This is a genomic window from Paenibacillus sp. 3LSP (assembly GCF_032465655.1).
GTDB classification, from domain to species: domain Bacteria; phylum Bacillota; class Bacilli; order Paenibacillales; family Paenibacillaceae; genus Fontibacillus; species Fontibacillus barengoltzii.
This window is the reverse complement of the sequence record NZ_JAWDJI010000159.1, coordinates 22,837-35,043: the sequence shown is the minus strand read 5'-3', so window position 1 is coordinate 35,043 and position 12,207 is coordinate 22,837. Positions and strand designations below refer to the sequence as shown.

Genomic DNA, 12,207 nt, shown 5'->3' with positions numbered 1-12,207 from the left:
TGGTAGACTGCATAGTATCAGCTCTCCTTTGCTATGTAGCTCTGAAATGGTTTGGTTTATACTACACTATCCATTTTAACCTACGAGATGTAGCAATTTGGAGGGCTGTCTTTTGTTTACGTTCATCTTAGCTAAACTCGCGTAGCCTCGGATTCATAGCCATTAGCGTCCATTAGGTCCATTAGCGGTTGACGAAGCAAGTCATGACGTGGCAAGCCACATACTACTATATCAACTAGAGGCGGGATCAAATGAAGAAAGTCGGTTTAGTCATGCGAAAAATCCAGTTTGCGGAAGCCCAAGGCCCGCGTGTGTTTGCGGAGCGGCTGCGCGACATCGGCCGGGAACTGGGCGTGGAAGTTGTGTTCATCTCACCGGAGCGCCATGTCAGCGGACACGATTGGCTTCCCGGCTATGAACATGAGAAGGGGGATTTGGTCAATTACGATATCGTGCTGGACCAGATTTACTCGCAGAACATCGAGCACGTGATTTATACGGTATCCGGGTTTACTTTTCTGAAAATGTTCCTCCCCAAGAGCGTACTGTTTCCCCACAGCTTCCCTGATCCGGCGCTGACAGGTTACGAAATGATGAAGCCGTTCTATGGCATCGTGGACAAGGCGATCGTACAGACGGAGTTTTTGCGGAAGCAAATGAACGACGTGTTTGGTGTGACGGATGTGGATGTGATCCCAATCGGATTTAATGAAACGTTAGCGGAGCGGTATTATGACCCTGCGGCCATTGTGGAGAATCGGGTATTGTGGATCGGACGGGACGAGGAGAATCGGCGGCCGGACCTGGTGCTGGAATATGCGCGGCAGAACCCGGACAAGGATGTCGTGATGGTGTTTGGCGGGGAGCGTTATAAGGAAAGTGTGAAAAAATACAACATCCCTCGTAACGTTACCCTGAAGTTTGCATTAACCCAGGACGAGGTGTTCGCGCTGATGAACTCGGCCAAGGTGTACTGGAGCTGTTCCCGGTTTGATACCTTTGCGATGCCGCTGACCGAAGCGCTGGCGATGGGCAAAATCGTCGTCAAACCAGAGCATCCGTGTTATGGCCACATCAGCTCTCGGCACGCCTTTTCCGGCAACGAGCACAACTGGTTTGAGCTGGTTAACATGGCGGCAGCTTCACCGCTGAAGTTTTCCAGGGACAATCGGGATTACGCCTTTGAGAAGTTTTCGGCGACCGTGATGAAGCGAGGCTACGAGCGGTTCTTTGGGGAGTGGCTCAAATGAGCGGGCGGACGGAAGAAACCAATGCGGCTCGGAATATCATTAATAGTTAATCACGATAAGGACAGTCGATTCACGACTGCCCTTATTTTTTTTCCTGAGCAGGAATTATTAGGATATAAGCGGAATTACAAATTACAAACTCAAGAACTATAGGCCTAAGTTCCAACATACACTTGGTATATAAATTCATCGGCCAGAGAAAGGGCTGAAGTTACATGTCACAACCCATGCTTACCGATGGGCAACCGTTTTTCTTTTATGAGCCGCCCTCCACACAGAACCAGGATCAGGGGGAACGCCGTGAGATGATGTATCGCGACCCGGACCAGATCTACGTGGGATTCTGGCGAAGGCTGCTCGCGTATTTGATCGATGCTGCCATTTTAACGCTTGTCAATTGGTTGCTGCCTTTGTCCGATCTGGTCCAGCGGATTCTGGATATCTTGTATTTTGTGATCATGCCCTGCTCTTCCTGGCAGGGGACGGTCGGGAAGCGGGTGATTGGCGCAAAAATTGTAGATGGTCAAGGAGAACGAATTTCGTTTTTACGTTCGCTCTGCAGGTACTTTGCTCAGATTTTATCCGCTTTGATCCTGTTGATCGGTTTTATCATGATTGGTTTTACCCGGGAGAAGCGGGGATTGCACGATTGGATCTGTGACACGTTCGTCATTAACCGGGATTCGGAGTTTTATCCTTAACCGAAGATGCACTTCGGTTATTTTCAATATTTATGAAAGCGTTTTAATTAATTAGAAGAGCAGAAACGGAGGAGAAGGCAAATGACATTGGCAGAGCGATTGGGGTACGGGCGGGAAGCCAAACTGTTGATTGTAAACGCGGACGATTTCGGCATGTGCCATGCGGAGAATATGGCGATTACCCAACTGCTGCAGGAACGGGCGGTATCCTCCGCGACGGTGATGATCCCTTGCTCCTGGGCCAAGGAAGCAGTGGCGTGGTGCGTTGCCAATCCAGAGTACGATGTGGGGGTCCATTTGACGTTCACCAGTGAATGGAACGGGTACAAATGGGGGCCGGTTACCCGGGATGGAGACGTGCGAACTCTGGTGACAGAGGAAGGTTATTTTCCCGAGGACGTCGCCCGCTTCGAATTGCAGGCCACCCGGCCGCAAGTGCGCCTTGAAATGATTAATCAGGTGGAGACCGCATTGGCGCTAGGCTTGGCTCCTACACATCTCGATAACCACATGGGCAGCCTATATGGTTTGGCAACAGGGAACCATTTCCTAGACGTGACGTTTGAGATCTGTGCGGATTACGGATTGCCCTTCCGGTTGCCTCGTTCACTGCCGCAAATAGGGAAATTGCCCCCGGAGGCGAATGCCCTCATGCGTCAGGTCACCGAGTTAGCTGACCGGATGGGTGTGATCCTCCTCGACGATCTCATCGGTCTGCCCTTTGGCAAGCAGCCGGGCGAAACATACGAGAGCTACAAACGCGATATGATTGCGGTTCTTAAAGGGCTCCGCCCCGGCGTTTCAGAGATTATCATCCATCCAGCGCTTGCAACGGAAGAACTGAAGGCTATCCATCACGAATGGGAAAAAAGACATTGGGACTACATGTTGTTCCGAGATCCAGACATTAAGACGGTTCTTGCGGAGGAAGGCATCGAGATGATCCGTTGGAAGGACTTGCAGGATCTGCAGAAGTCACAGCAGCAGCTTTAGGGCCGGCTGGCTGATTGAATAAAGGAGGCAGGGCGGATGATGCGAACCGCAAATCCGGGAAACCGGACGGAGCTTCAAAAGGTAGCCTACAGTTCGGGCAATCTGGCGGTCAATTTGATGTCGCAAGCTTTTGCAACCTATCTCGTCTATTATTACGTCGACGTGCTGGGCGTACGGCCCGCCTGGATCAGCTTGGCGATGATCTTTCACGGCGTGCTGAATGCCGTGCTGAACCCGTTGTTTGGTCATTTGTCTGACCGGACCCGCACCCGGTTTGGCAGACGCCTCCCTTATATCGGGTTTGGAATGGTTCCGCTGGCGGCAGCGTTTGCATTGCTGTGGACGCCCCCGGCGGCTGAAGAAGCGGCCTTCCCATATTTTATTGGCACGGTGATTCTGTATGATGCATTATTCGTCTTGGTTGTTCTGAACTACTCGGCTTTGTTCCCGGAGATGTTCCAGAGTATTAAGGACCGAGCGTATGTCTCTTCATGGCGGCAAATGATGGGGATCGTGGGCATGATTGTAGGTGTCGCGATTCCGCCGCTCCTTTATTCTCAGATTGGTTGGGGTGCGATGGGGGTTATATTCGCTGGATTGTCGGCCATCTTCCTAGCGTTATCCCTTTGGGGCAGCCGGGAGCATCATGATCCGGAACGTGCCACCTTCCGTTTATCCACAGCGGTTCGACATACTTTGGGGAACCGAGCGTTTGTCCTTTACGTGACTGGCAGCTTTCTGGTGCAGTTTACATTTGCACTGCTGCCTGCCGGGATTCCGTTCTACACCAAATACGTGCTGGGCCGCGAGGAGAGCTATAACACCTTGTTGCTAGGGGCCATCTTTATCACCGCGATTCCTTGCGTATTTCTGTGGGGACGGATCACCGCCAAATATGGAGCTCGGAGGGGCATCCTCATTGCGGTGGGCTGCTATGCCGCAGCGTTGCTGCCGTTCGGCTTGGTTACAAAGGCAGGCGGGGCGATGGGCACCGCTGCAGCCGTCGGCATCGGATTGGCAGGACTGCTGGTGCTGCTTGATGTCCTGTTGTCTGAGGTGATCGATGAGGATGAGCGGCGTACTGGGGCAAGACGGGAGGGCATGTACTTCGGCATGAACGGATTTATCGTGCGCTGGGGCGTTTCGCTGCAGGCGGCATGCATGGGGCTCATTCTGGAGGCGAGTGGTTACGACGCCGCACTAAATGAGCAGCCGGCATCGGCCGCGATGGGCATCCGATGGATGCTTAGCGGGATACCGGCTGGAGCGTTGCTGCTGGCATGGTTATTTTTTTACTTATTCCCTTTGGGCAAGAGAACGGCATAACCCGAGAGGATCGGGGGCTGTAACGCCCATTAACTTGATTTCAGCAAGCCTTCTACGGCTTCTTCGTTCAGCGGACGGCTGTAATAGTAACCTTGAATTTGATCGCAGCCGTTCTTCTGCAGAAATTCGAACTGCGCTTTCGTCTCGACGCCTTCGGCCAGCACCGTCATACCCAGCGATTTGCCTAACTGGATGATGGAGCGAAGCAGAGAGTTGTCACGTTCGGAGCACGGCGTCTCCTGCACGAAGGTTCGATCGATTTTCAGCACCTGAACCGGGAGCGACTTCAAGTAATGGATCGAGGAGTAGCCTGTCCCGAAGTCGTCTACCGAGAGTGAGATGCCCTTTTGCTGCAAGGCCGTTAAAGTATCCTTGATCATCACATGATCGTTTAACAGCGATTCGGTGACCTCCAGCTCCAAATACTGTGGGGCAAGACCTGTTTCGTCCAGCACCTGTTCAACGGTACGCAAGAATTGCGGATGTCGGAATTGCACCGCTGAGACATTCACCGATACCGGCAGCTTCGGATACCCGGCCTCTTGCCAACGTTTATTGGCTTTGCACGCCTCCAACAGGACCCATTCGCCTAATTCAACGATAAACCCATTCTCCTCGGCGATCGGAATGAAAGAGTTGGGCGGAATGTATCCCTGGACAGGGTCCTTCCAGCGGATCAGCGCTTCAAAGCCGGTCAGCTCTTGGGATAAGGCATTTACCTTGGGCTGGAAGTGAAGCTCAAACTCCCCTCTTGCCAGTGCGCGGATCATTTTTTTCTCTAACGTAATTTGGCTCTGCAGCCGATCCATCAGGTATTGATCATAGTAGTGCGGGCCTTCGAGCGCTTCCTTCTTGGCTTCCTTCATCGCCATTTCTGCATGCTGCAGCAGTTGATGAATGTCAGATCCGTCGTCCGGGTAGAGGCTGATCCCCATTCCGAAACTGACCTGGAACGCATAGTCGGATATTGTGTAAGGCTCTCTAAGCGCTTTATACAAATCTAGTGCAAGTGTATGTATGTATAAGGGATCCGTGATATTCGACACCAATACGAAAAATTCATCTGCAAAATTCCGGCATATCGGTGTTCCATCCGGGAATGAACGACGCAGTCTTTCTGCGACTTGGCGCAGCAGTTCATTGCCTTTGCTCTCGCCATAGCTTTCATTAATCAGCCGAAAACGGTTGAGATTGATACAAATGACAGCGGCCGTGGTATTCTCGGCTTGGGCCGAAACGAGCTCGGTGTACATCAGCTCCTTAAAATAATTGGAATTCAGCAGGTGGGTCACCGGATCGAAATGGGACAACTGACGAAGTCGTTCCCTTGAAGCTTGTTGCTTCTCCATTTCCCGAGTTACGTCGAACTGAAGCCCAATGAAATAGAGCAGATGCCCGTCCGAATCCAAAATGGGACTGATGACAAACTGGTTCCAGAAGGTGCTGCCGTCCTTTTTATAGTTCTTGATGGTTACTGTAGCGGCCCCAATTTCCTTGATTGCTTTCCGAATTACGGCTAGATGTTCTTTGTTGGTCTCTTTTCCCTGAAGGAAACGGAGATTCCGATGGAGAACCTCCTCTCGCTTGTATCCGGTAATCTTCTCAAATCCTTGATTGACATAGACTAATGGATTGTCCGGAAGATTCGGATTTGTAATCGCCAGGCCAACGCCCATCCGATCAATGGCCTGAAACAAGGCCGAAGCGGTGAGCACGGATTCAGGCTGGAATAGGGAGCGTATCTGATCGTCTTCCACAATACAAAGCCTCCTCGAAATGATCCGCTGTAGAAGTAGAATAACAGACGATGTATGTCATACGGGAGAATCTACTAAAGTCATCACTTATGACTCCATCATACATGTGGCACGGTACCGATGGCAATCGATTTTTCCGACAAAGTGCGACAGAAGACGCGCATCCTTTCACCTAAATGCCAGTAGTCGTATGATAGAGGACAAAAGTTTACTTTTATCGATCAGATACAAAAAAAGCGAGCCTGGGGGGTCCCTAAGCTCGCACTTATTTGAATAGGCTGACTATTGAACGTCAGTTACCTCGGATTGCATCATTTCCAGCTTGCGGATGATCTCCTTTTGCCATTGGCGGTCGCCCAAATGGGTGGCAAGATTGAGCAGATCCAAGTAATCATCGATGTTCAGCCTTGTCTTTCTGCGGGCGGCTAACAATCTCATGGGCATTCTCTCCTCTTACACTGTTGTTCGTTGATAAACCAGGTCAGCTCTGAATCAATAATGATAATCATTATCATATAATCCTCATTTTTATTATGCACAAATCTGTATCGCTTGTAAATAGCAGCAATACCGTTTATTTTAGATTTAAACGAAAATGGGGAGTGATGGGATGGCTGCAGCCAACAAGGGATAAGCTAACCTCAAAGAACACCATAAAATGAATTAACGGGGGGCGTTATGGAGACTGAATCGCTGTTAAAAGTTGAGGAGCTCGCAATCAAGAAATATAAGATTTTTATGCAAAGTCATATCCGGTATATTGCCAGAGCAATGCTGGCGAGCATGTTTATCGGATTTGGAGTCATCGTTGCGTTTAAGAGCGGGAACTTCTTCTACGTGGAGCATTCGCCGCTGACCTATCCGATGGCCGCCTTGACCTTTGGCGCTGCAATTATCCTTATCGCTTACGGCGGCGGGGATCTATTTACCGGAAATACGTTCTATTATACATACGCGGCTTTAAGGAAACGGCTGAAATGGCTGGATGTCACCAAGTTATGGGTGTTTAGCTACCTCGGCAATATTTTGGGCGCAGCCGCTTTTGCCCTTTTGATTTACTTAACGGGCTTATTTGCCGATGCTTCGGTGAATAGCTTCTTGCTCAACGTAGTTGAGCATAAGATGACGACTCCTGCCACAGAATTGTTTTTCCGCGCCATTCTTTGTAATTGGCTGGTGTGCCTGGCTTTTTTCATTCCGATGGCGCTGCAAGGGGATGGGGCGAAGATGTTTGCGATGATGTTGTTTGTCTTCTGCTTTTTTATCTCCGGTTATGAACATAGTATTGCGAATATGTGTACCTTCGCCATCGCTTTGGTGCTGGACCATCCCGCCACAATATCGTTTGGCGGTGTTCTTCACAACTTGATTCCTGTCACCCTAGGTAATTTGGTTGGCGGGGTGCTGTTGATGGGCTTTATGTACTATTTCGCCAACAAGCCGTATCTGGATGCGGAGGATGCTTCCGGTACGTCGAAATAGCCAACAGGTACAGTCAGACATCTTCTCATCAGGAGGTGTCTATTTTTTTTTGTAGAACCATGTAATATGGCATAGGTCTTCTTGTACTCCTATGATAAGATAAAGCAAAATATGCTAATTTTCGTGATTTGATAGTACCTCCACTATCCTAACGTAAAGGGTGTATCGCGAATGAAGCAAATCCGTCTGTTATGGGTGGCATGCCTGCTTGTGGTTTTGGTCACGGCGGGGTTAGGCTCGACAACAGTCGAAGCGGAGCAGAAAGAGGTTCGTTACCAGACGGAGCTGGACTATCCTCCTTATAAGTTCAGTCAAAACGGATTTCTGATGGGCTTCGATCTGGAATTAACCCACATGCTCTTCAAAGAGAAGGACTATACGCTGGTTTACTCCACCTCGGATTGGAAAAACGTGTACCAAGCTCTTACGGAAGGAAAGGCGGATACGTCCGGATTAATGGTGATCCAAGAGAATCGAAGGCAGGATGTGCTATTTTCCAAGCCGGTGATGCGGACTTATATCGGAGTCTATGCGGGAGAACATTTTCGCGGCTCATTAAGGACGGATGAACTCCACCAATATTCCGTTGGCGTAGGCGCCGGACAATATACGGAAGATATTTTACGGACTAAAGTTGGTGTAACGTCTTATCGTACATATCCTACCGTCGAAGCGGCCCTTGCCGCATTAAAACGGGGAGAAATCGACCTGCTGTTTGAGAATGAGAACGTCGTCGATTATTTGATTGTTAAGCAGGACATGACCGGAGAGGTTCACAAGTTGCTGGAAGGTTTGTATCCCTGCGATGTGGCTTATGGGATCAGCAAGCAAATGCCGGAGTTGGTTGAGTATGTGAATCGCCGGATTGATGATGTGAAGCGCTCAGGGGTGTATGAGGAGCTCTATCTGAAATATTTCTTCACCCATTCTGAATCTTACTCTTACGCATTACGGAACCGACTGATTCTCATCGGCGGACTGTTGGTCGGAGGGGGAGCCATCGGCTACACCTTACTTCGGACGTACATCAAACGTCTGCGCCGCACGATTCACGGCGAACGGGAATTTTCGAGGGAAGTGCTGGATCATAGCAACCTGTTTATTTGGGCGGTACATGGTGACGGGACAACGGTGCGTTTCAATCGGTACGCCGAGATGATTACCGGTATTCGGGAAGGAGAAGCGATTGGACGGCCATATACGGAGCATTCTCTGCTGCAGCACGCTTGCCGGGAGTTGATTCCGCTGTTGGATCAGGCGCTTGCGTATCGCTTTGTGGATCATTGCGAGATTCATTTATTTTGCGCGGATCAAGGGAAGGATAAGGCGTTCTTGTTCCGCACGACAGTGATTCCTGGACTGAAAGGTGACCCCGATGTTTTCATCATGACTGGTGTAGATATCGAAGAGCGTAAGCAATTCGAAAATAAGCTGCATTACAGCTATCAGGAGCTGGAGGCTGCGCATTTAGAGTTAACGGCGACTCAGGAAGAATTAAGACAGAACTTCGATATGCTGCTGGATAATCAGGAGCGGCTAAGACGTAGCGAAGAGCGCTATCGCATGGTCACGGAGGCATCCAACGGCGGCATTTGGGAGTGGGATTTGGATCGGAACCATCGGTATTATTCGCCGAGATGGTTTGAACTGCTGGGTTACGAACAAGAGGATTTAATAACCAGCGAGATGATGCAACAGGTGGTCCATCCGGAAGATAATGTGAAAATCCATGAGGAATTTGCGTCCTTACAGGCAGGGGTCAAAGAGGTCTTCGAGTGCGAATATCGGCTGCGGTGCAAAAACGGGGAGTACCGCTGGTTTTTAGGACGAGGGAAAGCGCTGTTTGATGATCAAGGGCGGGCCTATCGGATGGTGGGATCGAATATCGATATTCACCAGTTGAAATTGTACCAGCAGCGGATGCGGCATCTCGCCTACTACGACACACTTAGCGACTTGCCGAACCGGTTATATTTGCTTGAGAAAATGGATGAACTGGTTTCCCGAGAGGATGCCAAAGCCGCATTATTTTTCGTAGATACGGATAATTTTAAATTTATTAATGATACGTTGGGGCATAAATTTGGGGATCGGCTGCTGATACAGGCCAGCGCTCGCTTGACCTCCCTGATTGGAGAGGCCGGGATGCTCTTTCGCCTCGGCGGGGATGAGTTTGTAATTCTGATGAATGATGCGGGGAAGGAAGAAGCAACGGGACTGGCCCAAAAGCTGATCCAGGGATTCAAGGAGCCGTTCCGGATAGACGACAGCGATCTGTATGTATCGATTAGCATCGGAATATCGTTCTACCCGGAAGACGGACGGAGCCCGGAGGAACTTCTCAAGAATGCCGACGTCGCGATGTACGCGGCCAAAGAGGCGGGGAAAGGCCAATATGCCGTCTTCGCTCCAGCTTTCCTTGAAGCGTTTAATGAGCGAGTGGTCTTGGAAAAGAACCTGCGGCATGCGCTCGACCGGGGGGAGTTCATCATTCACTACCAGCCTCAAATCTCGGTTCGCGACGGCCAAATTTGCGGGTTTGAAGCGCTGATCCGTTGGAACAGTCCGGAACTTGGCTTCGTATCGCCTTTATCCTTTATCAAAATAGCCGAGGACAGCCGCCTGATCGTCCCAATCGGCGAATGGGTGCTGCGAGAAGCGTGTGCTTTCGCCAAACGTCTTGAGGACGACGGGTTTGGAACGTATAAAATCGCTGTGAACATTTCCGTGGTTCAGCTGCTTGAAGAAGACTTTGTTGGCAAGGTGTTGCAGATCCTTCAGGAGACCGGCTTGAATCCTGAATACTTAGGGCTAGAAATTACCGAGTCGATGATTATGGAAACGTTGGAATCACTGGTGCCGAAGCTCAATGAATTGAAGGCCAACGGCATTCAAATCGCATTAGATGATTTTGGCACCGGCTATTCCTCGCTGGGGTCACTTAAGCAGATGCCAATTACAACATTGAAGGTGGATCGATCATTTATCGAGCATTTGCCGGAACAGGATGACAGCCGTTCGCTCGCGAAAGCAATCGTTCTGATCGGACGCAAAATGGGGCTTCAGGTCATCGCCGAAGGTGTAGAAACCAAGCAGCAGATGGAGCATGTACGCCGCGCGAAATGCGATGTCATTCAAGGGTATTATATTAGCAAGCCGCTTCCGGAGGTAGAGCTGCGCGATTTGCTGCGAAGCTTCCCGCTGGATGAGATGGCATAAAAATAACCTGCAGTCTCGTGGAATATAGAACACGAGACTGCGGGTTATTCTTTTTGGATCAAAGGCCGGCTGTCGAGCCGCTGACTTGCACAGGAACGGAATCCGGTTCGCTGAGGAACGCAGTAATCGGCATGGAGGCGGCGCCGAGTGCGGTCGATCGGATGCCTAAGTTGGCGAAAGCTACTGCGGATTTCTTCCGGTGATAAGACAAGCTGCGGTTTTCGATGGTGCGCAGCATCGCATCCTCAATGAGGTCCCCGGCTAGCGACAGACGGTTGCCGATGACGATCAGCTCCGGATTGAGGATGTTGACCAAATTGGCGAGTCCAACGCCAAGCTGGGCGCCGATTTCATTCAGGAGCTGGGTCGCCCGGGAGTCACCGCCGCGGGCCAGTTGAAGCATCTCCTCCAGGTCGGGGTGCTGTTCTCCCCACACCTTGGCGGCTCGGTCAAGCAACGCCTTCTCCGAGGCGAGCGTTTCCCAGCAGCCGCGGTTGCCGCAGCGGCAGAGCGGGCCGTTCTCGGCGACGGTCATATGACCAACTTCGCCGGAGAAATTCGACGTGCCGCGGTACAGTTCGCCGCCAACGATAATGCCGGAACCGATGCCGATCCCGATGCTGAGGTAGATCAAGTTTTGGGCCTCGCGTCCGGCCCCAAAGAGCTTCTCGCCTATCGCGCCGGCGTTGGCCTCGTTATCAATATGAAGATTGGCCCCGAATTCGGAGGCCAGCGGTTCTAATAATTCAACCTTGTTCCAGTCCAGGTTGGGTGCGGAGATCACCCGGCTCTTGTCGTCGACGAGCCCGGGTACGCCAATGCCGATCCCCACGATCCCATACGGGGATTCGGGTAATTGCTGGCGAAACTCATGGATAGTCTGACGAATCTGATCCAGTACGTGCTCCGGACTGAAGTCGCGAAGCGGCACCAATTTTTCCTGAAGCACGTGGCCCTCCAGATCAACCAGCACAGCCAGTAAATCATTGACGCGGATGTCGATGCCAATGGCATATCCGGCATTGCGGTTAAAGAGCAGTAAGGTCGGCTTGCGCCCGCCGCTGGATTCGCCGGGGCCGATCTCGGTAACCAGATGACTGTCGATCAACTCGGAGACGAGGGACGATACGGTCGCCTTGTTCAAGCCAATCGCAGCGGAGATATCCGCACGAGACAAGGGTTGACGCTGACGAATCGTATCCAGGACGATCGTTTTATTCATTTTTTTGATCAGCTGTTGGTCGCCTGTGATTTTCATGTAAACTCCCTCGTTATACCCAAGCTTGTTAGCATGGCAATATTGTGTCTATACGCATCATAACATAAACGTCCCAGGTAAAATCAATAACTTTGTTAGTTTACTAGACAAACTAAGTGGAACGTGATACGATCTTAGTGTAGACGGCATGCTCGCACAAGTAAATGGGCATGCTACTTAAAATCGACAGGATGTAAAGGCTTACTTTAATTAAATCTCTG

9 protein-coding genes are annotated in these 12,207 nt (G+C 50.7%); 6 read left to right on the top strand and 3 right to left on the bottom strand.

The window, feature by feature from the left end:
• The first annotated feature begins 251 nt into the window (after window positions 1–251).
• From RW092_RS13100 to RW092_RS13085, 4 genes are all read left to right on the top strand, one after another.
• Entirely contained in the window at window positions 252–1,250 is a 999-nt protein-coding gene (locus RW092_RS13100) for a glycosyltransferase (RefSeq protein WP_028537503.1), read from the top strand.
• A gap of 215 nt (window positions 1,251–1,465) precedes the next feature.
• Window positions 1,466–1,951 (top strand): RDD family protein, encoded by a 486-nt coding sequence (locus RW092_RS13095; protein WP_316010415.1) that lies wholly within the window; start codon window positions 1,466–1,468, stop codon window positions 1,949–1,951.
• 81 nt (window positions 1,952–2,032) lie between these two features.
• Window positions 2,033–2,944 (top strand): polysaccharide deacetylase family protein, encoded by a 912-nt coding sequence (locus RW092_RS13090; protein ID WP_316010414.1) that lies wholly within the window; start codon window positions 2,033–2,035, stop codon window positions 2,942–2,944.
• Window positions 2,945–2,980: 36 nt separating this feature from the next.
• A complete protein-coding gene (locus RW092_RS13085) occupies window positions 2,981–4,270 on the top strand; it encodes an MFS transporter (RefSeq protein WP_316010413.1) in 1,290 nt (429 codons plus the stop codon).
• 29 nt (window positions 4,271–4,299) lie between these two features.
• Here RW092_RS13085 and RW092_RS13080 read toward each other — a convergent pair whose 3' ends face one another.
• Window positions 4,300–6,027: a putative bifunctional diguanylate cyclase/phosphodiesterase gene (locus tag RW092_RS13080; protein WP_016313776.1), complete on the bottom strand. Its 1,728-nt coding sequence runs from the start codon at window positions 6,025–6,027 to the stop codon at window positions 4,300–4,302.
• Between the two features lie 282 nt (window positions 6,028–6,309).
• A complete protein-coding gene (locus tag RW092_RS13075; RefSeq protein ID WP_016313775.1) occupies window positions 6,310–6,465 on the bottom strand; it encodes a hypothetical protein in 156 nt (51 codons plus the stop codon).
• A 240-nt stretch (window positions 6,466–6,705) separates the two neighbouring features.
• Here RW092_RS13075 and RW092_RS13070 point away from each other — a divergent pair, with 240 nt between their 5' ends.
• Entirely contained in the window at window positions 6,706–7,509 is an 804-nt protein-coding gene (locus RW092_RS13070; RefSeq protein ID WP_028537506.1) for a formate/nitrite transporter family protein, read from the top strand.
• A gap of 171 nt (window positions 7,510–7,680) precedes the next feature.
• Window positions 7,681–10,728 carry an EAL domain-containing protein gene (locus RW092_RS13065; RefSeq protein WP_316010412.1) on the top strand — a complete coding sequence of 1,016 codons (3,048 nt, stop codon included), beginning with the start codon at window positions 7,681–7,683 and terminating at the stop codon, window positions 10,726–10,728.
• 58 nt (window positions 10,729–10,786) lie between these two features.
• Here RW092_RS13065 and RW092_RS13060 read toward each other — a convergent pair whose 3' ends face one another.
• Entirely contained in the window at window positions 10,787–11,986 is a 1,200-nt protein-coding gene (locus RW092_RS13060; RefSeq protein WP_028537508.1) for an ROK family protein, read from the bottom strand.
• Window positions 11,987–12,207: the final 221 nt, after the last annotated feature.